Raw genomic sequence first — 21,532 nt, forward strand, 5'->3', positions numbered from 1 at the left:
GACGAGCACAGAGTCGACCAGCACAGAGCCGACCAACCCTGAGCCTGCCGGTGCGGGAGCGCCCGTGCTCAGCATCCGCGGCGCCGGGCTGCGCCGTGACGACCGCGAGCTGTGGTCGGGCCTCGACCTCGACATCGCCGCGGGCGAGTTCATCGCCGTGCTCGGTCCCTCGGGCTCGGGGAAGACCACGCTGCTGCGCAGCGTCCTCGGCCTGCAGCCGCTGTCGGCCGGGTCGATCGAGGTGGGCGGCGGAGCCCACCGGGCTCCGGCGCACCGGCGCGGCGACCCGCGCATCGGCTACGTGCCGCAGCAGCGTCCGCTGCCGCCCGACACCAGCATGCGCGCCCGTGACGTGGTCGCGCTCGGGGTGCGCGGTGCGCGCTTCGGCTTCCCCATCCCGCACCGCGGCGATCGGGAGCGCGTGGATGTGCTGCTCGACGGCGTGGGCGCCTCGCACTTCGGCGACCGTCCGGTGGGGCTGCTCTCCGGCGGTGAGCAGCAGCGACTGCGCGTCGGTCAGGCCCTCGCCGACGACCCGATGCTGCTGCTGTGCGACGAGCCGCTGTCCAACCTCGACCTCGCCAACCAGCGCGCGGTGACCGAGATCATCGACCACCGCCGGCGCGAGCACGGCACCGCCGTGCTGTTCGTCACCCACGACATCAACCCGATCCTCGATCGCGTCGACCGCATCCTCTACATCGCGGGCGGGCGCTTCCTGCTCGGCACCCCCGACGAGGTGCTGCGCACCGAGGTGCTCACCGCGCTGTACGGCACGCCGGTGTACGTGTTCCGCACGGGCGGTCGCCTGGTGGTCGTGGGGGTGCCGGATGCCGAGACCCATCACGATCACGGCGAGGATGCCTCCGAGGGCACGGCCACCATCATCGCCGGGGGCGCCGTATGACCGGGATGCTGAACTGGGGCGACATCTTCTCGTTCCAGGACTACGGCGAGCTGCTCGTCCTGCTGTCGAACTCCCTGATCGCCGGCGCCGTGCTCGGCGTGGTCGGCGGGCTGATCGGCGTGTTCGTGATGCAGCGCGACATGGCCTTCGCCGTGCACGGCGTGAGCGAGCTGTCCTTCGCCGGCGCCGCCGCGGCGCTGCTGTTCGGCGGCAGCGTGGTGGTCGGCTCCGTCGCCGGAGCGCTGATCGCCGCGATCCTGATCGGCATCCTCGGCGCGCGAGCACGCGACCGCAACTCGATCGTGGGGGTGCTGATGCCGTTCGGGCTGGGCCTGGGCATCCTGTTCCTCTCGCTGGTGCAGGGGCGCACCGCCAACCGCTTCGGTCTGCTGACCGGTCAGATCGTCTCGGTCTCCAACCCCGACCTGGGCTGGCTGATCGGCATGAGCCTGATCGTGCTGCTCGGGCTGCTGCTGATCTGGAACCCGCTGCGCTTCGACTCGCTCGACCCGGAATCCGCCGCGGCCCGCGGCGTGCCGGTGCGCACGGTGAGCCTGCTGTTCATGGTGCTGCTCGGGCTGATCGTGGCGGTGAGCGTGCACATCATCGGCGCACTGCTCGTGATGGCGCTGCTGGTCACGCCGGCGGCGGCGGCCATGCGGCTGTCGGCAGGGCCCTTGGCCGTGCCGCTGCTGGCTGCGCTGTTCGGCTTCGTGTCGGCGGTGGGCGGCATCCTGCTGGCGCTGGCCGGCACCCTTCCGGTGAGCCCCTACATCACGACGATCTCGTTCCTCATCTACGGCGGATGCTGGATCGCGCAGCGCCTGCGCACCCGCATCCGCCGCGTCGCCTGAAGCGGGCGCATGAGCACCCGAGCGACGCACAGCGACCCGGCCTAGACTCGGAGCATGGCTCAGCGGAACACCTGGCAGCGGGAGCGCGTGCGCGATGCGCTCGCCGACGCGCGCGGTTTCGTGAGCGCGCAGACCCTGCACGCCGACCTGCGTCAGGAGGGCACCGGCATCGGCCTGGCCACCGTGTACCGGGCGCTGGCGGGACTGGCGGCATCCGGTGATGCGGACTCGCTGCAGAGCCCCGAGGGCGAGGCGCTCTACCGCGCCTGCTCCACGCAGGGCCACCACCACCACCTGATCTGCCGCTCCTGCGGGCGCGCCGTCGAGATCGAGGCCAAGGACGTGGAGCAGTGGGCGCAGCGCACCGCCGCCGTGCACGGCTTCACGCAGGCCGAGCACGTGGTCGACATCTTCGGGCTGTGCGCCGAGTGCTCCGCGCGCCGTGAGCGCGAGGCGGCCGGAGCGGGCGAGTGACGACAGCGCCGTCCGGGATGCCGCAGGCGGCGTCCTCGAGCACGGCGTCCTCGAGCACGGCGTCCTCGAGCGCGGCGTCCGGCAGCAGAGTGCACGCCCACCGGCATCCGCCCCGCCGGGTTCCGCTCGGACGGGCCATCGCGATCGGCGTCGGCGTCGTCGCCGTGCTCGTGCTGATCGACGTGTTCGCGCCGAACCTGTTCGTGAATGCCCTGCCCGACCGTGCGCAGGACGGCCTGACCCTGACCCTCAGCGTGCTCATCGAGGCGCTGCCGTGGGTGACGCTGGGCGTGCTGCTGTCGATCGTGGTGCAGGTGTGGCTCCCCGCGGATGCCGTGCAGCGCTGGCTCCCTCGCAATGCGTGGGCGCGGCGCGCGGTGCTGTCGCTGCTGGGCATGTTCATCCCGGTGTGCGAGTGCGGCAACGTGCCCTTCGCGCGCGGACTCATGATGCGCGGGCTCGCGCCGGCCGAAGCGCTGACCTTCCTGGTGGCGGCTCCGATCGTGAACCCGATCGTCATCCTCACCACGCACGCCGCGTTCGGCTGGGACGGTGGCGTCCTGGTGGCGCGTCTGGTGGGCGGTTACCTGATCGCCAACCTGATCGGCTGGGTGTACAGCCGTCACCCCGACCCCCGGTCGCTGCTGACCGAGCGGTTCGTGGAGACGTGCGAGCAGGTCGTGCACGAGGTGGGCTCGCCGACGCGCCGCAGCCTGATCCAGTTCCTCGTCGAGCTGCGCGCCGTCATGCCCGCCCTGGTGATCGGCTCGGCGCTGGCCGGGGCCGTGCAGGTGCTCGTGCCGCGAGATGTGCTGCTGGCGATCGGCGCCAACCCGGTGCTGTCGATCCTGGCGATGGTCGCACTGGCGATGACCGTGGCCATCTGCTCGAATGTCGACGCGTTCTTCGCGCTGTCGTTCGCGTCGACGTTCTCGTCGGGCGCGATCATCGCCTTCCTGCTGGTCGGTCCGCTCGTCGATGTGAAGATGCTCGCACTGCTGCGCACCACCTTCGCCGCGCGCGTGCTCGCCGGGCTGGTCGGTCTGGTGGTGCTCAGCGCCTGCGCGATCGGGATCGGGGTGAATGTCTTTGGCTGAGCCGACCCGCCCCCGTGCGCTCGCCGGCCGCTGGCTGGGGCTGGGCCTGGCGACCGTCGTCGCCGTGGTCACGCTCGGACTGGGGCTGACCGGCCGGCTCACCCTGTACATCAGCCCCGACACGGTGTGGTTCGCGTGCGCGGCGGCCGCGCTGCTGCTCGTCGTGGCGGTCTGGTCGTGCACGGTGCCGCTGGGCGCGGAGGGCGACCACGACCACACCGGGTCGGCGTCGGCGGCGGATGCCGGGGCGCACCGCCGCCGGATCCTGCAGACCGCCGGCGTCGTGACCGGCGGCGTGGTCGCGTCGGCCGTGGTGCTGGCGGCGCTGATGCTGCCGCCCGCCTCGCTGTCGGCCCAGCTCGCGGTCTCGCGCGCCGGCGACAACCCGGGGCTGTTCGCCGGTGCCGACGACGTGACCCTGGGCGTCGCCGACACGACGACGTTCGGCATCGGGGACTGGGCGAGCGCGTTCGCCACGTCGACGCGGCCCGAGGAGTACGACGGCGCCTCCGTCACGCTGACCGGGTTCGTGACGCCAGGAGAAGCGGATGCCGTGGGCCTGACCCGCATGATGATCACGCACTGCGTGATCGACGCGCAGCCCGCCACCGTGCCGGTCGGAGGCGTCGCGGGGGAGTACGAGACGGGCCAGTGGATCGAGGTGACCGGTGCGGTGCGCGCCGACGCCGACGGGACGCTGCGCATCGAGCCGACGTCGGTGAAGAAGGTCGCCGAGCCGAAGGACCCGTATGAGTACTGACGGCGAGGCGCCCCTCACCCGCGCCCAGCTGCGCGCGCGCCGTGCCGCCGAGGCCGCCCGCGCCGAGAGCCCGGACGCCCCGGCCCGTCCGACCCCCGCGGAGTCGACCCCGGTGGACCCGGCCCCGGCGGACCCGGCCCCCGATGTGTATCGGCGCAGGGACGCGGACACCGCGCCGGACACCGCCGCCCCGGACGCCGGTGCCCAGGCGCCGGCACAGGACGCCGCCACCCAGGCACCGGCCGTCCCGGTTCCGACCACTCCGATCACGACCGGGCTGTCGCTGCCGGCGCCGGAACCACACCGTCGTGGCGCCTCCGTCCCCGGCCCGATCCGCGGCAGGAGCACGCTGACACCGGCCACCCAGCTCCCGGCCACCCAGCTCCCCGCCGCACCGCCGTCTGCGACACAGGCGCCTGCCCGGCAGCCGCGCGACCGCCGCTTCGTCCTCACGCTGCTGGCGGTGCTCGGGGTGCTCGCGCTCGTCGTCGCCGTGCTCGGCGTGGTCAGCCTCACGCAGGGGCCGCGCATCACGGCCACGACCGTCGACGGCGCGCAGGCCATCGAGAGCTCCGGCAGCCGCCTGACCCTCTCGCTCAATCAGCGTGTCGACGACATCGACGCGAAGCGGGTCACCGTCACCCCCGCTGCACCGTTCACCGTCGACACGGCCGGCCGCAGCATCGGCATCCGCTTCACGAACGCGCTCGATGATGCCACCACGTACACCGTCGAGATCGCCGGAGTCGTCGGGGCCGGCGGCGGACCGGCATCCGATCTGACGACGACGTTCCGCACGCCCGCCTCCCGCGTGCTGCTGCTGCAGCGCTCGGCCGACGGCGACGACAAGATCTTCCGCACCGACCTGACCGGTGAGCGCGCGACGCCCGTGTTCGAGCATCCGCGCATCGACGACTACCGCGTCAGCGGCGACACCATCGTGGTCGCCGTGGAGGAGGACGACGGCTCGCGGCTGATCGCGATGAACCGCGACGGGTCGGGCCGGCGAGAGCTCGAGCTGCCCGGCGAGGGCTTCGTCTCGTCGGTGCAGCTCTCCGATCGCGGGGGCTACATCGGCTACAGCTACTCCGACCGCGAGCTGACCGAGACGAGCGGCCGCGCCAGCGTGCTCGTCACCGAACCGCTCAGCGGCAAGGGCGAGCCGAGCATCGTGCAGGTGGCGGGCGAGGATGCCAGCGTGGCGGAGTGGCAGTTCGTGCCCGACAGCTCGTCGCTGCTGTTCATCGATTTCGACGGCGCCCTGGGCCTGCAGGATCTGCGCGCCGGCACCGACGTGACCTCGATGGGGGTCGCCGCCAGCATCCTGGGCGTGACGCGCGGCACGTACACGGCGATCATCGAGCGCGCCGACGGCGCCATCGTGCAGGTCGACCTGACCGGCGGCGACGAGACGCCGCTGCCCGCCTCCGATCCCGACTACGGCCCGGCGAGCGAGGTGGTGCCGTTCCCCGGCGGCACGCTGCGTCACGTGGTGCAGCGCGACGACGGCGGCATGCCGACAGGTCAGGCCGTGGTGCGGGTCGACGACGAGGGCGCGGCCACCGTGCTCACCGAGGTGAGCGGAGCGGATGCCATCCTGCAGACCTGCGTGTCGCCCAGCGGCCAGTACGCCGCGGTCGTGGTCGCTCCCGACCTGCCGAACAACCCGTACGACGACATGCTGCTGCCGCTGCCGGGCACGCTGCACACCCAGCTGATCGCCCTGGACGGCGATCGCGAGCTGCCGACCCTGAACGGCTTCGACGTCTCGTGGTGCGGTCAGTCGCCGCAGCCGTGAGCGGACGGCGTGAGGAGGAGTGATGCGGCCGGTCGAGCGTGACGAGCTGCTCGGGATGCCCGTGCAGGTGGCCCCCCGGCTGCTCGGCGCCCAGCTGATCACCGTCGTCGCCGGCGCCGAGACGCGGCTGCGGATCACCGAGGTCGAGGCGTACCACGGCAAGGGGACCGGCCCCGTGCCCGACCCGGGGTCGCACGCGCGAATGGGCCCGACGGCCCGCAACGCCACCATGTGGGGCGAACCCGGGCATCTGTACGTGTACCTGAGCCACGGCATCCACTCCTGCGTCAACATCGTCTGCGGTCCCGAGGGCGAGGCCGGCGGGGTGCTGCTGCGCGCGGGTGAGGTGGTCGCGGGAGTGGATGCCGCCGCCCTGCGCCGCGGCGCGGCGACGCCGCTGAGCCGCATCGGGCTGCGCGACCTCGCCCGCGGCCCCGGCCGGCTGGGGCAGGCGGTCGGCCTGACGCACGCGCTGCACGACGGCATCGACGTCGTCTCGGGGGCGGAGCGGAACGGCGCGGTGGCGCGGCTGATGCTCGCCGACCAGCCGATGCCGGACGTGTCGGCCGGGCCGCGCGTCGGCGTGGCCGGGATCGCGGGCACGATGGCGTTCCCGTGGCGGTTCTGGATCACCGGCGACCCGACGGTCTCGCCGTTCCGCTGGGGGAGGGGCGCGGCCGAGGCGGCACTTCGACAGGCTCAGTGACCCAGATTGTGGGGCTCAGTGACCCGGCTCGGCGGTGCAGCCGCACGACTCGCGGATGCGCAGACGGGCGCTGAGCGCACGGTGCTCGCGCTCGGCATCCGGATCCAGCAGCAGCTGCACCGCGACCTCCGCCATCCGCTCGAGCGGCTGCACGGCGGTCGTGAGCCGGGGCCAGACGAAGTCGGCGCTCACCGTGCCATCGAAGGAGACGATCGCGATGTCGTCGGGAACGCGGATGCCGCGCTCGCCGAACGCCGCGAGCATGCCGATCGCGATCTGATCCGACGCGGCCAGCACGGCCCGCGGCATCCGCTCGCCGTCGATCAACTGCACGGCCGCGTCGTAGCCGCCCTGATAGCCGAACGGCGTGTGCACCAGCGGGCCGAGCGGCAGGCGGGCGGCGGAGAGCGCATCGCGCCAGCCGCGCTCGCGGGCGTCATAGCGCGCGGCGCTTCCCGCGAACGCGATCTCGCGGTAGCCGTGGCCGATCAGGTGCTCTGTGGCCCGCCGCGCCCCCACCGGGAAGTCCACACCCACGCTGTGCAGGCCGTCGGTCTCGCCGAACTGGCCGATCACCACGGCCGGGATGCCGAGCGACTCCACCAGCGACTGCTCGCTCGCGGTGAGCACGTCGGCGATGATCAGCCCGCCGATCTGCCGGGACGCCAGATCGCGGAGCTGCTCCGACGTGGCCACCTGCGACCGGTCGGAGTTGACGATCAGCAGCGAACGCCCGGCATCCGCCGACGCCTGGTCGAGCGCATGGCACAGCTCGGCGAAGAACGGGCTGCGGTTGTCGTGCACGAGCAGGCCGAACATGTCGGCGGCGCCCATCGACAGCGCCCTAGCGGCCGCGTTGGGCCGATAGCCGAGCACGCGCACGGCGTCGAGCACGCGCTCCCTGGTGAGCGGAGCGACGCCCTTGGGCCCGTCGTTGAGCACGTAGCTCACGACGGCCGTGCTCACACCCGCGTATCGCGCCACATCGGCGCGGGTGACCGAACGCGGCCGACGTTCATCGGGCATCCGGGGCCCCCAGATCGGGGATCGCGAGGCGCTCGCCGCCTCGCCGCGCCGACTCGTGCGCGATCACGCCGGGCAGGGTGAAGCGAGCCGCCTGCCACGCGTTCACCGGCGGCAGGGCGCCGTCGTTGACCGCGCGCACGAAGTCGTCCACAAGAAAATGGTGACTGCCCTCGTGTCCGTTGTGCAAGGAGCGCAGCTCGGCGGGGATGCGGGCCCTCTCGGCCTCGTGGATCGCGGCGTATCCCGACACGAATGCGTCGCGCAGCGCCGGCGCGACGTGCGCCAGCGCCGGGTCATCGTGCGCGACCGAGGCGTGCGTGTCGATCAGGTGCGAGATGTCCTCCACGCCGTCGCGGTTCTGCCACACGGTGGTGCGCGCCAGCTGCTCGAAGGAGCCCTCGGTGCCGAACCACCGGAACCGGGACTCGCGCAGGTGTGAGGGGTACCCCACGCGCCGGAACTCGTTGATGCGCATGGAGCCGCCGCCGGCGAGCTCGAACAGGGCGGTGGCATTGGAGAAGTCGTTGTCGAACTGGCTCACCGAGCGGTCGAACACGCCGTCGCCGCGCTGGTCGACCACGCCGATCGCCGACACCGAGGTGGCGTGCGTGGGCCAGGCACCCAGCACTCCGCCGATGGAGTGCGTCGGGTACAGCAGCGGAGGATAGCTGGCGGTGGCTCTCCAGTTCTCACCGCCGGAGTACTGGTAGGCCTCGTAGAAGCCCAGGTCCATGTCGTGGACGTAGTCGCCCTCGCCGTAGAACAGCCGTCCGAACGAGCCGTCGGCGAGCTTCTGCCGGGCGAACACCGTCGCCGGGTTGTAGTAGCTGGTCTCGCCCATCATGTAGGTGAGGCCGGTCTCGCGCACCGCATCGATGATGTCGGAGATCTCCTCGGCGGCGATCGCCATCGGCACGGCGGAGTACACGTGCTTGCCCGCGCGCAGCGCCTTCACGACCAGCGGACCGTGGGTCCAGCGCTGGGTGAAGACGGCGACGGCGTCGATCGCGGGCGACGCGATCAGGTCGTCGAAGGATGCGAAGGTCCCCGCGAGTCCCGCGGCGCGCACCAGCTCGTCCGCACGCGCTCCGATCACGTCGGTGACGTGCACGGCGGAGACGCCGGGGTGGTGGTGGAACAGCGTCGCGAACTGGCCGGCGAACTGGCCGGCACCGACCATCCCCAAGTTGAACGCCATGGCCCTGAGTCTTTCATCGTGCTTCTACGGGTGTCAACATGGACGGGGGCCCCGGAATCGCGCCCCTCAGTACGATTCCGAGACCCCCCTGTACCCCAGTGATCTACGCGGGTAACATATCACGAACCAGGCGATTGCGCATCAGTTTTCTCGCCATCGACAGCGACTCGAAGAGCCGACGACAGTGACTCGAAGAACAGTGAGGATCGGACATGAAGACATCCAGAGCATCCCAGCGCACCCTGGCGGCCCTCGCGGTCGTCTCCGCCGCGGCGCTGGCGCTGACCGCCTGCTCGGGTGAGAGCGGCGGTGGCGGCGACGTCCAGCTCGAGATGCAGACCAACTTCGGGGCGACCGACCCGTCGCTGAAGGTGCTGAAGACGATCACCGACGCGTACGAGAAGGACAACCCCGGCGTCACGATCAAGCTCGTGCCGTCCACCGACACGTACGAGGACGACATCAAGGTGCGGCTCGCCGCCAACGACATCCCCGACATCTGGGCCACGCACGGCTGGTCGCTGCTGCGGTACAGCAGCTTCCTCGAGCCGCTGAACGACCAGCCGTGGGCGAAGGACTTCAACGAGGCGCTGGCGCCCGCGATGCAGAACGCCGACGGCCAGTTCTTCGCACTGCCGATCGACACCGACGTCGCCGGGATCGTCTACAACCGCACCGTGCTGAAGGATGCCGGGATAGACCCGACGACGCTCACGGACTGGACCGCCTTCGAGGGCGCGATGAAGAAGCTGAAGGATGCCGGGGTCACCCCGGTCTCGTCCTCCGGGAAGGACAGCTGGTTCGCGGGCAACATCACCGACTTCATCGGGTCGGGCGACTTCACCGACGACGAGCTGAAGGGATTCAAGGACGGCACCTTCGACGAGAAGGGGTACACCCGCATCCTGGATCACGTCGCCACCTGGCAGAAGTCGGGCTGGTTCAACCCCGACTACTCCTCGGCCACGACCGACGACCTCGGTCGTGCGCTGGCCGAGGGCACGACGGCGTTCGTGTTCGTGCAGAACTACCTGGTCGCCACGGCGCTCGGGTTCAACCCGGACGCCGACCTGGGCTACATGCCCATTCCGTCCGAGAGCGGTCAGCCGTTCCTGGTGGGCGGTGAGGGTCGCGCCTACGGCGTCTCGAAGACCTCGCCCGACAAGAAGCAGGCGCTGGACTACCTGGCCTACCTGGCCGAGCCCGGCAACCTGTCGCAGCTCGCGAGCTCGATCGGCGGCATCCCCGGGCTCACGAACGCCGAGAGCGACCTGGGCGTGCTCACCTCCAGCTACGAGCAGTTCGTCGAGCCGGGCACGCTGCCGCTGCAGCCCTACTTCGACCGCGTGTACCTGCCCGGCGGCATCTGGGACACGATGGTCACCACCACCGACGGGGTGATCACCGGGCAGCTGACGCCGGAGAAGGCCACCGAGCAGATGAAGTCGAGCTACGACTCGCTGCGATGAGGAGTCGCGCGCTCAACCTGCTCTACCTGCCGGCGCTGGCGGTGCTCGGCGTGTTCATGCTGTGGCCGCTGGTGAACGGGGTGCTGCTGTCGCTGACGAACTGGGACGGCTACACGCCGGACCGTTCGTTCGTGGGGGTGGAGAACTACCTGCGGCTGTTCGCCGACCCCAACTTCCTGACCGCGCTCGGCAACACCTTCATCTACGGGGTGGGCTCGACGATCCTGCAGCAGGTGCTCGGCCTGGCGCTCGCACTCGCGCTGGACCGTCGCGTGCGCGGGCGCGGTGCGGCCCGCGCGATGATCTACCTGCCCGTGCTCGTCTCGCCGGTGGTGATGGGCACCATGTACTACCTGTTCTTCGCCTACAACGGCGGCGGGCTCAACGACCTGGTCATGGCGCTCGGCGGGCAGCGCACGGCGTGGCTCAGCGACTCGGGCACCGCGATCGCGCTGATCGTGCTGGTGAACTCGCTGCAGTTCGTCGGCATCTCGATGGTGATCTACCTGGCCGGCCTGCAGTCCATTCCCACCATGTACTACGAGGCGGCCCGGCTCGACGGGGCGACCGCGGGGCAGACGTTCCGCAGCATCACGCTGCCGATGCTGCAGCCCGCGTTCGCGACCAGCGTCGTGCTGAACCTGATCGGCGGCATGAAGCTGTTCGACGTGATCCAGGTGCTCACCGCCGGCGGGCCCGGCTACTCGACCAACTCGGTGTCGACGCTGATCGCCAAGATGTACTTCGGCAGTCAGCGCGCCGGCTACGCCTCGGCGATGGGCGTGGTGCTGTTCCTGATCATCGCGGTGTTCACCCTGGTGCTGAACACGATGCTCAACCGGCGAAGGCTGGAGCAGCTGTGACGGCCGCGCGCGCCCGCTCGCCCTGGCCCGCCCGCCTCGCCATCGGGGCCGGCGTGCTGCTGGCCGTGCTCGTGCAGCTGCTGCCGTTCTACATCACGGTCACCTCGGCGATGAAGGCGCGCAGCGATCTGTCCTCGCAGTGGCTGCCTCCGCTCACCGGCATCCACTGGCAGAACTTCGCCACCGCGATCGAGGAGGGCGGCATCCTGCGCGCGATCGGCAACAGCGCGATCGTGACGCTCGGCGCCACCGTGCTGGTGTGCGTGCTCGGCGCGCTCGCCGCCTACCCGCTCGCGCGGCGCAGCACCCTCGGGAACAGACTCGTGCTCGCCGCGGTCGTCGGGCTGATCATGATCCCGCCGCTGTCGATCCTGGTGCCGCTGTACTCGATGATGAGCCAGTGGCAGGCGATCAACACCTACTGGGGCACGATCCTGGTGATGACGGCGACCCAGCTTCCGCTGGCGATCTTCCTCTACACCGCGTTCATGCGCGGACTGCCGATCTCGATCGAGGAGGCGGCGGCGGTCGATGGGGCGAACGCCGTGCAGGCGCTGTTCCGCGTGGTCGTGCCCATGCTCAAGCCGGTCACCGCGACAGTGGTGATCCTCACCAGCGTGAACGTGTGGAACGACTACGCGCTGAGCGTGTACCTGATGCGCAGTCCCGAGATGCGCACGATCGCACCGGCGACGGCGACGTTCTTCTCCACCACGTCCAGCGACGTGGGGGCCGCGGCCGCGGCATCCCTGCTCTCGGCCCTGCCAGTGCTGATCGTCTACCTGCTGATGCAGAAGTACTTCATCAAGGGCATGGTGGCCGGTTCGGAGAAGTGACGGGCGCGCAGCGGATCGGTCAGGGCTGCAGGATCATCCGCTCCACGGCGCGGCCGAGCCAGCCGCGGTACGCCTGCTCGCTCCATCCGCGATCGATCACCAGCTGCGAATAGCTCTCGGGTGAGATGAGGAACGACAGCTCGGCGGCCAGCTCGACGTCCGTGCGCTCACTGCGGCACAGGCCGCGCTCGCGCAGCAGCGCGATGACCGAGTCCATGTCCTTGCGGCGGTTGGCCTGCAGTGCCGCCAGTCGCGTGCTGACTTCCGCATCGGCCGATGCCGCCTCGAGCAGGCGAGGCCACAGCTGCGCGACGCGCCTGTTCGCGTCTGCGATGAATCCCAGCCAGCCGGGAGTGAACTCCTCGTCGGACAGTGCGCGGATCCAGTCCAACCCGCTCTGCTCGCTGAGCGGCAGATCGGTGTCCATCCCGGTGAACGCGTGACCGAATGCGGCGAGCAGCAGCGAGGACTTCGGACCGAGCTGCTTGACCGTCTCGACCGACACTCCCGCCTCCTCGGCGATCCGCGCCAGAGAGGTGCCGGAGTAGCCCGACGAGCGGAACGTCGCCACCGCCGCGTCGAGCACGCGCTGCCTGGTCTGCGCCGCCTGCGCCTCGCGCAGCGGGGATACGTAACGAGCCATTGACTTTCCTTAATGGGTAGTGAATACTTCCACCATGTCTTCAACATCCTATCGGGCGCCGGCATCCCGAGCGTCGTCTGCGACGCCGATGTCGCTGCTGATCTGCTGCACGCCCGTGCACGGTCACGTGCTGCCGCTGCTGTCGGTCACACGCACACTGGTCCAGGCCGGGCACGACGTGCGCTTCCTCACCGGCATCCGCTATCGCACCCTCGTCGAGCAGGCCGGGGCCCAGTGGGTTCCGCTTCCGGCCGAGGCCGACTACGACGACCGCGACATGGACCGTGCCTTTCCCGGTCGGGTCGGGCGGCGCGGCGTCGACGGAGCGCGGTGGGACCTGCGGAACATCTTCCTCGAGCCGGCGCCGGCGCAGCTGCGCGCGGTCGACGAGCAGCTGCGGCTGCGCGCCGTCGACGCCGTGCTGGCCGAGAGCATGTTCCTCGGTGCGATGCTGCTGCTCTGCCGCCCGGCATCCGCCCGGCCGCCGGTGATCAACCTGGGCATCGTGCCGCTGGGACTGCGCAGTCGCGACACGGCTCCGTTCGCCCTCGGCATCCCGCCGCTGCCGGGCCCGTTCGGCCGGCTGCGCAACTCTGTGATGAACGCGATGACCGACCGCTTCGTCTTCGCCGAGCTGCAGCGCGACGCCGAGCGGATGGCGCTGGCCGAGACCGGGGCGCCGCTGCCGACGGCGGCGATGAACTACCCGGCTCTGGCGGATGCCGTGATGCAGTTCACCGTCGAGTCGTTCGAGTACCCGCGCAGCGACCTGGCCGTGCCGGTGCACTTCGTCGGGCCGGTGTCGGTGGCCGCGGCAGGCGGCGCGGGTGGCTCCGGCGACCTTCCCGACTGGTGGGACGATCTCGACGGGCGCCGCGTCGTGCACGTCACGCAGGGCACCGTCGCCAACGGCGATCTGGGTGAGCTCGTGCTGCCGACACTTGCCGCGCTGGCCGACGAGGACGTGCTCGTGGTCGTGTCCACCGGCGGGCGCCCCGTGCCGCCGTCGTCGCTGCCCGCGAATGCGCGCATCGCCGAGTACCTCCCCTATGACCGCCTCTTCCCCCGCCTGGACGCCTTCGTCACCAACGGCGGGTACGGGGGAGTGCACCACTCCCTCGCGCGGGGTGTGCCGATCGTCGCGGCGGGCAGCACGGAGGACAAGGCGGAGGTCTCGGCGCGCGTCGCCTGGAGCGGCGCCGGTCTGCGGGTGCGCCGGGTGTCGGCCGACAGCATCCGCACGGCGGTGCGGCGGGTGCTGCACGAGCCGTCGTTCCGCGAGAACGCCGCGCGCCTCGGCGCGGAGATCGCGGCAGCGCCGGGGCCTGCCGGCATCGAGTCCGTGCTCCGCGGTCTCAGGGCACCGGTCGCGTGACACGGGGAATGGGGAGAGATGAGCACTGATCGGTCCGAGGCGTCGAGCCTCCAGGATCTGAGGGACAGACTGCACGGCGAGCTGCGGCTGCCGGGCGAGCCCGGCTGGGACGACGCGCGCGCCGCCTGGCAGCTGCTGGCCGACCAGCATCCGGATGCGGTCGTCGAAGCGGCCGACGTGCACGACGTCATCGAGACGGTGCGTGCGGCCCGAGCGCTGGGGCTCGGCGTCGCACCGCAGTCGACGGGGCATGCGGCAGGAGCGCTGTCGGCGCTGGGAGGCACGATCCTGCTGCGCACCTCGCGTCTGGATGCGGTCACCATCGACCCGGCCGTGGGGACAGCCCGGGTCGAGGCGGGCGCGCGGTGGGGTGCGGTCGCCGCCGCGGCGGCCGAGCACGGGCTCGCTCCGGTCGCCGGGATGGCCGCGAGCGTGGGCGTGGCGGGCCTGCTGCTCGGCGGCGGGCTGGGCTGGTTCGCTCGGTCGCACGGACTCGGCGGCAACGCGGTCGTCTCCTTCGAGGCGGTGGATGCTCAGGGGCGGATGCTGACGGTCGACGAGCATCAGCATCCCGAGCTGCTGTGGGCCGCGCGCGGGGGCGCGCTGCCTGTGGTCCTCACGGCGGTCGTCATCCGACTGCACCCGGTGCCCGAGCTGACCGCCGGCGCGCTGATGTGGCCGGCGGAACGGGCGGCCGAGGTCGCGACGGCCTGGCAGGACTGGATCGCCGGAGTGCCGCGCAGCGTCACCTCGGTGCTGCGGATGCTGCGCTTCCCGCCGATCGAGCAGATCCCCGAGCCGCTGCGCGGACGCGCTTTCGTCGGGGTCGAGGCGGCGATCCAGGAGGATGCCGAGACGACGGCGCGGCTGCTCGCCCCGCTGCGTGCCCTCGAGCCCGAGCAGGACACCTTCGCCCCGACGACGGCGGCCGGGCTCGCGGCGGTGCACGGCGACCCGCCGGAGCCCACACCGGCGCACGGTGATTCGCTGCTGATCACCGAGATCACGTCAGAGGTCGTCGAGGCACTGCTGACCGTGGCGGCGGAGCCGGTCGCCGTGCCCCTCCTGTCGATCGAGCTGCGCCACCTCGGCGGAGCGGCATCCGACGCATCGGTCGACGGCGCGGTCACGAGCGTGGACGGCGAGGGCCTGCTGTACATGGTCGGCATGGTCCCCGTGGCCGAGGCGCTGGAGCCCGTGCGCGCTGCGGCGGATGCCGTGATCTCGCGCCTGCGCCGGTTCGGATCTGCGCGTCAGGTCAAGACCTTCGCGGACCGCCGCACGGCCGCAGCGGCGCTGTACGGCGCATCCGCGCAGCGCCTGCGCGACATCCGCTCCGAATGGGACGCGGGCGGGGTGATCCGCGAAGCGCACCCGCTGTCGTGAGCGCGGGCGGGGCATCCGCTTCTCGCGTGCTAAACTGACTCCTTGTCTGCGCGCTCTCCTGTGCGCAGTTCGCGTCCCACTCTCTTCGAAACGGTCTTCGGCCGTGCGCGGAGGCGGGATGCAGACAAGGGATCTTGGGTGGGGCCGTCCGGCCTCACGGTATAGAAGGAGTCACAACATGGCAGCAGTGTGCCAGGTGACCGGTGCTGTTCCCGGCTTCGGTCACAACGTCTCGCACTCGCACCGCCGGACGAAGCGCCGCTTCGACCCGAACGTGCAGAAGAAGAGCTACTTCGTTCCGTCGCTCGGCCGCAAGGTCACCCTGAACGTGTCCGCCAAGGGCATCAAGGTGATCGACGCCCGTGGCATCGAGAAGGTCGTCGCTGACCTCCAGGCGAAGGGGGTGAAGCTCTGATGGCCAAGAAGGCTCAGGACGTCCGTCCGATCATCAAGCTGCGCTCGACCGCCGGAACCGGTTACACCTACGTGACCAAGAAGAACCGTCGCAACACCCCCGACCGCCTCGTGCTCAAGAAGTACGACCCGGTGGTCCGCAAGCACGTCGAATTCCGAGAGGAGCGTTAAGACATGGCCAAGAAGAGCAAGATCGCCAAGAACGAGCAGCGCAAGGTCATCGTCGCCCGCTACGCGGAGCGTCGTGCCGAGCTGAAGAAGACCCTGGTCGACCCGAACGCCACCGACGAGGCCCGCGAGGCCGCCCGCGTCGGCCTGCAGAAGCTGCCGCGCAACGCGTCGCCGGTTCGCGTGCGTTCGCGTGACGCCATCGACGGCCGCCCCCGTGGTGTGCTCACGAAGTTCGGCATCTCGCGTGTCCGCTTCCGTGACATGGCGCACCGCGGCGAGCTGCCCGGCATCACCAAGTCGAGCTGGTAAGCAGTTCTCTTCGAAAGGGGCGAGGATCTTCGGATCCTCGCCCCTTTCGGCATGACACGCAGGAGATCTCACGAAATGCAGGATGCTGCGCGGCATCCGCTCCTGTGCTTCGTGAGATCTCCTGCATTCAGCGGAACGCGTCGTGGTTCACTGGGCCGCGCCGGTCGTTCCCCGCGAGCTGGATGCGGCTGAAGATCGTCGTGATGAGGCGCAGGCATGTCGCGGCGGGCGATCGACGCCGAATCGGACCCCGATTGTGTGACTGATGTGACGGATGTGGCGTGACACGCCGACGAAACACCCCAAAACCCGCGAAATGACGCGGATTTGTCGGCTGTGGTTGGTACATTCGAGGCGGTCGAACGACCGGCGGGGGAAACCCCGTAATCAACACGATGCGACGGACGTCGTCGCTGGAGGATGACATGGCTGACAAGTCCATCACCAAGACCGAGCTCGTCGCGAGCATCGCTTCCGCCACCGGCGAGAGCCAGGCCACCGTTTCGCGTGTCCTCGACTCGCTCTTCGGCACCGTCTCCGACGCTGTCGCCAAGGGCAGCAAGGTCTCGATCCCTGGCTGGATCTCGTTCGAGCAGGTCGACACCGCTGCCCGCACCGGCCGCAACCCGCAGACCGGCGCCGAGATCAAGATCCCCGCTGGCAAGCGCGTCAAGGTGACCGCCGGCTCCAAGCTGAAGGCTGCCGTCAAGTAAGACCGCACCTGCGAAGGCCGTCCCTGCGGGGGCGGCCTTCTGCGTGTCCGCCGTAGGCTGGAGAGGTGAAATCGTACCGCCTCGCGGGACTCGTGATCCTGCTCGTCGGCGCGACCGCCGGACTCCTCGCGGCGCTCGCCGTCGGCGGCGGTGCCGTGCCGCCCAAACTCCTCGATCCCGGGCCCGTCGTGATGTGGGGCCTGCCGGCGGTCAAGCTCGTCGCCAACCTGGCCGGCGCGGTCATGCTCGGCTCGCTCGTGCTGGCGCTGTTCGGTCTGCGCAGCGGCTCACGTCCCTTCGAGCGGGCGCTGGACGCGGCCTCCGTCGGCGCCGCGATCTTCACGGTGACCTCGGCGCTCGCCGCCGGGATGACGCTGCTGGCGGCGTTCAACCCGAAGCTCTCCGCCGACCGCTCGTTCGGTGAGCAGCTGGGCATGTTCCTGCTGACCCTGGAACTCGGGCAGGCCTGGCTGATCACGGTGCTGATGGGCGCTCTGATCACGCTGCTCACCTTCGCCGTGCGCGGGTGGACGGGCACCCTGATCACGGGCGTCCTGGCGGCGGCATCCTTTCTTCCGCTGGCGACGCAGGGACACTCGGGAGCCGCGGAGGGGCACAACATCGCGGTCAACGCGATCCTCATGCACACGCTCGGCGCGGCCGTCTGGATCGGCGGTCTCTTCCTGCTCGTCGTGCTGCGCGGCACGGTCGGCAAGCGCAATCCGGGCAGGGGTAAGGGCGGGGCATGGGCGGATGCCCTGGACATGCCGGTACTGGTGGCGCGCTACTCGTCGCTGGCGCTCATCGCGTTCATCGTCGTCGCCGTCTCGGGCGTCTCGCGCACCGTGGTCGCCCTCGGCGAGTGGAGCGAGCTGTTCTCACCGTACGGCCTGATCGTGATCGGCAAGGCGATCCTGCTGCTGGGACTGGGTCTGTTCGGCGCCTGGTATCGACGTCGGCTCATCCCCGCGCTCTCGGGCGAGCGGGAGAGGCGCTCGTTCTGGACGCTGGTCCTGGGCGAGCTGGCGCTGATGGGCGCGGCATCCGGTGCGGCGGCGGCCCTGGCGCGCACCCCGCCTCCGTTCGGTGAGGAGGATCCGGTCAACCCGACGGCCGCGCAGCGGCTGACCGACTCGCCCCTGCCTCCCGAGCTGACGCTGGATCGCTGGTTCACCTCGTACGATTTCGACATCCTGTGGATGGTCGTCATCGGCTTCGCGATGTTCTTCTACATCGCCGGCGTCGTGCGCCTGCGCCGCCGGGGCGATGCGTGGCCGGTGCAGCGCACCGTGTTCTGGATGCTGGGCATGCTGCTGCTGCTGTGGGTCACCTCGGGCCCGCTCAACCTGTATCAGGAGTACCTGTTCAGCGTGCACATGGCCGGCCACATGGTGCTGAGCATGGCCATCCCGCTGCTGCTGGTCAGCGGCGCTCCGATCACGCTGGCGCTGCGCGCGGTGCACAAGCGCGAGGACGGCACCCGCGGCGCGAGGGAGTGGATCATGTGGGCGGTGCATTCGCCGTTCTCGCGCGTGATCACGCATCCGATCGTCGCCGCCGCGATCTTCGTCGTCTCGCTGTGGGCGTTCTACTTCACCGACCTGGTGCGGTGGGCGATGTACGACCACGTCGGTCACGAGTGGATGGTGATCCACTTCCTGATCTCGGGGTATCTGCTCGTCATGTCGCTGGTGGGCATCGATCCGGTCCCGTACCGCATGCCCTACGCGGGCCGGCTGATCACGCTGATCGCCGTGATGGCGATGCACGCGTTCTTCGGCATGGCGATCATGATGCAGTCCGGTCTGATGGTGGCGGAGTGGTTCGGCTCGATGGGGCGCACCTGGGGCCCGACGCCGATGGAGGATCAGTACATCGGCGGCGGGATCGCCTGGTCGGTGGGCGAGATCCCCACCCTGATCCTCGCGATCACGGTCGCGATCCAGTGGTCGCGGTCGGACGAGCGGCTGCAGCGTCGCCGTGACCGGCACGCCGACCGCACGGGGGATGCCGAGCTGGAGGAGTACAACGCCAGGCTCGCGAAGCTGGCCGAGCGCGACCGGGCCGGGGCTGATCGAGCGTGACGCTGCGATTCACCGACGGGCCGCGCGCCGGTGCCGACGCGCATGGCGAGCGCGCGCCGCGGCGCGGAACGACCCGGATGCACCTGCGAATCGCCGCGTTCGCCGCGGTCCAGGTGCTGCCGGTGATCGCCCTGTCGCCGGTGATGCCGCAGCTGGCCGCATGGTCGCCTCCGGTCTACGCGCTGCTCGCCGGACTGCAGACGCTGTTCGTCTTCACCGCTCGGCGGATGGTTCCGCTGCGCTGGGCCGCCACCCTGGCGGCGCTCATCACCGCCGTGCTGGTCGGGCCGTTCAACGCCATCGGCTGGCTCATCGCGGTCCCCCTCGTGACGGCCGGCGGCGCGTTCGATCTGATGATGTGGCTGTCGGAGCGCTCGGCCGCACCCCGCTGGCTGCGGCACGCGGTGATCGGATGCGTGGTCGGCGTCGCCCTGTTCGCGGTATCGCTGCCGGTGATGTCGGCCGAGCACCTTCTGCCGGGCCTGCTCGTGGCGACTCTCCTGGCGCGTGTCGCCGCCTCGACGGCGGGATCGTGGCTGTCGGCCCGGATCGTCGCGGCGCTGCACCGCGCCGGCGTGCGCTGATCCGTGCCGCCTCGACGGACGGTCAGTCGCGGCCGGCGGCGATGAGCCCGCGATCGAGGGCGATGGCGATCGCCGTGTCACGATCCTCCGCGCCCAGCTTGCGATAGATGTTGCGTCGATGCGTCTTCACTGTGTTCACCGAGAGGTTGAGCTGCTCGGCGATGGCGGGGATCGATGCGTTCGAGCCCATGGTCCGCAGCACGGCGAGCTCGCGCGAGGTGAGCAGGGGCTCCGCAGCACCGAACTCGAGCAGCGAGCGCTCGGGCAGCTCATCGCGCAGCGCCGTGTAGCCGCTCTCGGCGAGCGCCGTGCGCAGGCGCTGGTAGTCATCGGGAGGCAGCAGCGCGACGGGAAGGCGCAGCCCGGTGGAGATCAGCTGCTCGGCCAGATGCTCCACGACGGCGCGCCTGCGGCGACTCCCTGGGATCTGCAGGGTGCAGGCCGCTTCGATCGCCGCCGCTTCGACGGCGGGCCGTGGTCGTGATGCGCGATCGGCCGCGACCCGGGCATCCTGCATCGCCTCGCCCGCCCGCCCCCTCGTCAGCGCGATCCGGGCGGCGGCGACCCGGATCTCCGCCGAGGTCGATCCGCGCGCGGGATGCAGCGCACGCGCCGCGGCGTCGAGATTGCCGGTGGCGAGGTGCAGCAGCGAGTGCACGGCACGCATGCGGTCCTCGCCCTCGGCATGACGGCTCTCGTGACCGCGGAGGGCTGTGAAGGCGGTGAGTCCGGCCAGACCCGCGCCGGGCCTGCCCGCCACGAGCGCGGCGATGGCCTCCGTCGAGGCGATGGCTCGCCAGTGCTCGATGGTGCGCCGATCGTGCACCATCGCGTCCAGGTGCGCGGATGCCGCGGCGGCGTCGAAGCGCTCCAGGGCGAGCAGCGCTTCGCCGACGCGGTAGAACGTGCCCGGATACCAGGAGCGCTGCACATCGGTCCAACGGTCCTCACGGGCGATCGCGGCATATCCGGCAGCCTCCTTCAGTCCGCCGTCGAGGGCATGGATGCCGCACAGCATCGACACGTTGGCGAAGCCGGAGGCATAGCCGACGGACGGCGACTCGGCCAGCCCCCGACGGAAGGCGTGCAGCGCTTCGGCGCGTCGGCCGCCGTAGTACAGGCTGATGCCGAGGTGGGCGTAGATGTCCGAGCGGGTCGAGACCTCGTCGAGCTCGCCGACATCCATGCGCTCGAGCACACTCAGCGCTGCCCGCGCGGGCCGCACGCCCAGCGATGGCCGTCCGATCAGTCGGAAGGCGGCGCTCTGCGAGGTCAGCACGAGCACCCGATCGGACTTCCTGACGTTCTGACGCGAGGCGCGGACGGCGAAGATGGCGGTCACGAAGCACCGCATCCCGCGCGCTCGCCGATGGGGGATCACGTTGTATGCCATGCCGAGCAGCATCAGCAGCAGAGGCCGGTCGCGAAGGCGTGAGGTCGGCACCTGTTCCAGTGCGTCCGCGACGCCGTGCCGCAGGCTCAGAGCGAGGTCGAACCAGTGCGCTCGGGTGATGTCCTCGGCCGCATCGAGAGCGCCTGTCCGCATGGCATCGGCGAGCCGCTGCACGTGGGACAGATCGATGTGGTCGACCGGTGCGTCGGGAAGGATGCCGTCCTCGAACGACTGTGGGTGCTGCTCTGCAGTGATGATCGCCTCGCGCTTTCTCGTCCCCGGCGGTATGTTACCCGGCCTGCGGGAAGACGGCGCCAGCAGCGCAGCGCCAATGCGGACGCGGATCGTCATCGCCCGCCCAGGTGACGGGCGCGGGGCGTGCGGGTGAGAGGGGGGGTGAGAGGGGGTGAGAGGGGGATGAGAAATCCGGACGATATACCGGTGTGCGCGCGCCCTTCGATTGGATTGCACT

Annotated in this window: 22 protein-coding genes; 18 read left to right on the plus strand and 4 right to left on the minus strand. The window is 70.6% G+C overall.

Annotation, left to right across the window (positions count from 1 at the left end):
* The first annotated feature begins 64 nt into the window (after positions 1-64).
* The 7 genes from Q9R19_RS09690 to Q9R19_RS09720 are packed head-to-tail and all read left to right on the plus strand — an operon-like array spanning position 65 to position 6,596.
* Entirely contained in the window at positions 65-907 is an 843-nt protein-coding gene (locus Q9R19_RS09690; protein WP_311256179.1) for a metal ABC transporter ATP-binding protein, read from the plus strand.
* Complete coding sequence (locus Q9R19_RS09695; protein ID WP_311256180.1) at positions 904-1,761, plus strand: metal ABC transporter permease; 858 nt, start codon at positions 904-906, stop codon at positions 1,759-1,761. The genes Q9R19_RS09690 and Q9R19_RS09695 overlap by 4 nt, the downstream gene beginning before the upstream one ends.
* 54 nt (positions 1,762-1,815) lie before the next feature.
* Positions 1,816-2,235 (plus strand): Fur family transcriptional regulator, encoded by a 420-nt coding sequence (locus Q9R19_RS09700; protein ID WP_311256182.1) that lies wholly within the window; start codon positions 1,816-1,818, stop codon positions 2,233-2,235.
* Between the two features lie 17 nt (positions 2,236-2,252).
* Positions 2,253-3,332 carry a permease gene (locus Q9R19_RS09705; RefSeq protein ID WP_311256533.1) on the plus strand — a complete coding sequence of 360 codons (1,080 nt, stop codon included), beginning with the start codon at positions 2,253-2,255 and terminating at the stop codon, positions 3,330-3,332.
* Positions 3,319-4,092 carry a TIGR03943 family putative permease subunit gene (locus tag Q9R19_RS09710; RefSeq protein WP_396653472.1) on the plus strand — a complete coding sequence of 258 codons (774 nt, stop codon included), beginning with the start codon at positions 3,319-3,321 and terminating at the stop codon, positions 4,090-4,092. Before Q9R19_RS09705 ends, Q9R19_RS09710 begins: the two co-directional genes overlap by 14 nt.
* Positions 4,082-5,890 carry a hypothetical protein gene (locus Q9R19_RS09715; protein WP_311256184.1) on the plus strand — a complete coding sequence of 603 codons (1,809 nt, stop codon included), beginning with the start codon at positions 4,082-4,084 and terminating at the stop codon, positions 5,888-5,890. The genes Q9R19_RS09710 and Q9R19_RS09715 overlap by 11 nt, the downstream gene beginning before the upstream one ends.
* 22 nt (positions 5,891-5,912) lie before the next feature.
* On the plus strand, positions 5,913-6,596 hold the full coding sequence (locus Q9R19_RS09720; protein WP_311256185.1) for a DNA-3-methyladenine glycosylase: 684 nt from the start codon (positions 5,913-5,915) through the stop codon (positions 6,594-6,596).
* Positions 6,597-6,611: 15 nt separating this feature from the next.
* On the opposite strand, the gene Q9R19_RS09725 is transcribed toward Q9R19_RS09720, so the two are convergent.
* Both Q9R19_RS09725 and Q9R19_RS09730 read right to left on the minus strand, forming a co-directional pair.
* Complete coding sequence (locus tag Q9R19_RS09725; protein WP_311256186.1) at positions 6,612-7,622, minus strand: LacI family DNA-binding transcriptional regulator; 1,011 nt, start codon at positions 7,620-7,622, stop codon at positions 6,612-6,614.
* The gene (locus tag Q9R19_RS09730; RefSeq protein ID WP_311256187.1) at positions 7,612-8,820 is read right to left on the minus strand and encodes a Gfo/Idh/MocA family oxidoreductase; all 1,209 of its coding nucleotides are present in this window, start codon (positions 8,818-8,820) and stop codon (positions 7,612-7,614) included. Before Q9R19_RS09730 ends, Q9R19_RS09725 begins: the two co-directional genes overlap by 11 nt.
* Positions 8,821-9,032: 212 nt before the next feature.
* Between Q9R19_RS09730 and Q9R19_RS09735 the strand changes: the two genes are divergently transcribed.
* From Q9R19_RS09735 to Q9R19_RS09745, 3 genes are read left to right on the plus strand one after another with little or no spacing between them, the layout of a single operon-like run.
* The gene (locus Q9R19_RS09735; RefSeq protein ID WP_311256188.1) at positions 9,033-10,289 is read left to right on the plus strand and encodes an extracellular solute-binding protein; all 1,257 of its coding nucleotides are present in this window, start codon (positions 9,033-9,035) and stop codon (positions 10,287-10,289) included.
* Positions 10,286-11,152, plus strand: coding sequence for a sugar ABC transporter permease (locus Q9R19_RS09740; RefSeq protein WP_311256189.1), 867 nt, complete (start codon positions 10,286-10,288; stop codon positions 11,150-11,152). The genes Q9R19_RS09735 and Q9R19_RS09740 overlap by 4 nt, the downstream gene beginning before the upstream one ends.
* Entirely contained in the window at positions 11,149-11,988 is an 840-nt protein-coding gene (locus Q9R19_RS09745) for a carbohydrate ABC transporter permease (protein ID WP_311256190.1), read from the plus strand. The genes Q9R19_RS09740 and Q9R19_RS09745 overlap by 4 nt, the downstream gene beginning before the upstream one ends.
* Positions 11,989-12,007: 19 nt before the next feature.
* On the opposite strand, the gene Q9R19_RS09750 is transcribed toward Q9R19_RS09745, so the two are convergent.
* Positions 12,008-12,631: a TetR family transcriptional regulator gene (locus Q9R19_RS09750; protein ID WP_311256191.1), complete on the minus strand. Its 624-nt coding sequence runs from the start codon at positions 12,629-12,631 to the stop codon at positions 12,008-12,010.
* 34 nt (positions 12,632-12,665) lie between these two features.
* Between Q9R19_RS09750 and Q9R19_RS09755 the strand changes: the two genes are divergently transcribed.
* The 8 genes from Q9R19_RS09755 (at position 12,666) to Q9R19_RS09790 (ending at position 19,667) form a co-directional block, all read left to right on the plus strand.
* The gene (locus Q9R19_RS09755) at positions 12,666-14,006 is read left to right on the plus strand and encodes a nucleotide disphospho-sugar-binding domain-containing protein (protein ID WP_311256192.1); all 1,341 of its coding nucleotides are present in this window, start codon (positions 12,666-12,668) and stop codon (positions 14,004-14,006) included.
* 18 nt (positions 14,007-14,024) lie between these two features.
* Positions 14,025-15,392 (plus strand): FAD-binding protein, encoded by a 1,368-nt coding sequence (locus Q9R19_RS09760; protein ID WP_311256193.1) that lies wholly within the window; start codon positions 14,025-14,027, stop codon positions 15,390-15,392.
* 178 nt (positions 15,393-15,570) lie between these two features.
* Positions 15,571-15,807 carry a 50S ribosomal protein L28 gene (gene rpmB / locus Q9R19_RS09765; protein WP_311256194.1) on the plus strand — a complete coding sequence of 79 codons (237 nt, stop codon included), beginning with the start codon at positions 15,571-15,573 and terminating at the stop codon, positions 15,805-15,807.
* A complete protein-coding gene (gene rpmG, locus Q9R19_RS09770; RefSeq protein WP_046014935.1) occupies positions 15,807-15,977 on the plus strand; it encodes a 50S ribosomal protein L33 in 171 nt (56 codons plus the stop codon). The genes rpmB and rpmG overlap by 1 nt, the downstream gene beginning before the upstream one ends.
* 3 nt (positions 15,978-15,980) lie before the next feature.
* Entirely contained in the window at positions 15,981-16,286 is a 306-nt protein-coding gene (gene rpsN, locus Q9R19_RS09775; protein WP_292704185.1) for a 30S ribosomal protein S14, read from the plus strand.
* A gap of 425 nt (positions 16,287-16,711) precedes the next feature.
* The gene (locus Q9R19_RS09780) at positions 16,712-16,999 is read left to right on the plus strand and encodes an HU family DNA-binding protein (RefSeq protein ID WP_087129650.1); all 288 of its coding nucleotides are present in this window, start codon (positions 16,712-16,714) and stop codon (positions 16,997-16,999) included.
* A gap of 65 nt (positions 17,000-17,064) precedes the next feature.
* The gene (locus Q9R19_RS09785) at positions 17,065-19,083 is read left to right on the plus strand and encodes a cytochrome c oxidase assembly protein (RefSeq protein WP_311256195.1); all 2,019 of its coding nucleotides are present in this window, start codon (positions 17,065-17,067) and stop codon (positions 19,081-19,083) included.
* Positions 19,080-19,667, plus strand: a complete 588-nt coding sequence (locus Q9R19_RS09790; RefSeq protein WP_311256196.1) for a hypothetical protein — start codon at positions 19,080-19,082, stop codon at positions 19,665-19,667. The genes Q9R19_RS09785 and Q9R19_RS09790 overlap by 4 nt, the downstream gene beginning before the upstream one ends.
* A gap of 22 nt (positions 19,668-19,689) precedes the next feature.
* Here Q9R19_RS09790 and Q9R19_RS09795 read toward each other — a convergent pair whose 3' ends face one another.
* Positions 19,690-21,411, minus strand: a complete 1,722-nt coding sequence (locus Q9R19_RS09795) for a LuxR C-terminal-related transcriptional regulator (protein ID WP_311256197.1) — start codon at positions 21,409-21,411, stop codon at positions 19,690-19,692.
* Positions 21,412-21,532: the final 121 nt, after the last annotated feature.

The sequence above is a fragment of the Microbacterium sp. ARD32 genome (assembly GCF_031844385.1).
GTDB lineage: Bacteria > Actinomycetota > Actinomycetes > Actinomycetales > Microbacteriaceae > Microbacterium.

Excerpts from the sequence above, each read along its gene's own strand:
- Q9R19_RS09695 (WP_311256180.1), top strand. The coding sequence starts at position 904 with ATGACCGGGATGCTGAACTGGGGCGACATCTTCTCGTTCCAGGACTAC.
- Q9R19_RS09700 (WP_311256182.1), top strand. The coding sequence starts at position 1,816 with ATGGCTCAGCGGAACACCTGGCAGCGGGAGCGCGTGCGCGATGCGCTC.
- Q9R19_RS09705 (WP_311256533.1), top strand. The coding sequence starts at position 2,253 with ATGCCGCAGGCGGCGTCCTCGAGCACGGCGTCCTCGAGCACGGCGTCC.
- Q9R19_RS09710 (WP_396653472.1), top strand. The coding sequence starts at position 3,319 with ATGTCTTTGGCTGAGCCGACCCGCCCCCGTGCGCTCGCCGGCCGCTGG.
- Q9R19_RS09715 (WP_311256184.1), top strand. The coding sequence starts at position 4,082 with ATGAGTACTGACGGCGAGGCGCCCCTCACCCGCGCCCAGCTGCGCGCG.
- Q9R19_RS09720 (WP_311256185.1), top strand. The coding sequence starts at position 5,913 with ATGCGGCCGGTCGAGCGTGACGAGCTGCTCGGGATGCCCGTGCAGGTG.
- Q9R19_RS09725 (WP_311256186.1), bottom strand. The coding sequence starts at position 7,622 with ATGCCCGATGAACGTCGGCCGCGTTCGGTCACCCGCGCCGATGTGGCG.
- Q9R19_RS09730 (WP_311256187.1), bottom strand. The coding sequence starts at position 8,820 with ATGGCGTTCAACTTGGGGATGGTCGGTGCCGGCCAGTTCGCCGGCCAG.
- Q9R19_RS09735 (WP_311256188.1), top strand. The coding sequence starts at position 9,033 with ATGAAGACATCCAGAGCATCCCAGCGCACCCTGGCGGCCCTCGCGGTC.
- Q9R19_RS09740 (WP_311256189.1), top strand. The coding sequence starts at position 10,286 with ATGAGGAGTCGCGCGCTCAACCTGCTCTACCTGCCGGCGCTGGCGGTG.
- Q9R19_RS09750 (WP_311256191.1), bottom strand. The coding sequence starts at position 12,631 with ATGGCTCGTTACGTATCCCCGCTGCGCGAGGCGCAGGCGGCGCAGACC.
- Q9R19_RS09755 (WP_311256192.1), top strand. The coding sequence starts at position 12,666 with ATGTCTTCAACATCCTATCGGGCGCCGGCATCCCGAGCGTCGTCTGCG.
- Q9R19_RS09760 (WP_311256193.1), top strand. The coding sequence starts at position 14,025 with ATGAGCACTGATCGGTCCGAGGCGTCGAGCCTCCAGGATCTGAGGGAC.
- rpmB (WP_311256194.1), top strand. The coding sequence starts at position 15,571 with ATGGCAGCAGTGTGCCAGGTGACCGGTGCTGTTCCCGGCTTCGGTCAC.
- rpmG (WP_046014935.1), top strand. The coding sequence starts at position 15,807 with ATGGCCAAGAAGGCTCAGGACGTCCGTCCGATCATCAAGCTGCGCTCG.
- rpsN (WP_292704185.1), top strand. The coding sequence starts at position 15,981 with ATGGCCAAGAAGAGCAAGATCGCCAAGAACGAGCAGCGCAAGGTCATC.
- Q9R19_RS09780 (WP_087129650.1), top strand. The coding sequence starts at position 16,712 with ATGGCTGACAAGTCCATCACCAAGACCGAGCTCGTCGCGAGCATCGCT.
- Q9R19_RS09795 (WP_311256197.1), bottom strand. The coding sequence starts at position 21,411 with ATGACGATCCGCGTCCGCATTGGCGCTGCGCTGCTGGCGCCGTCTTCC.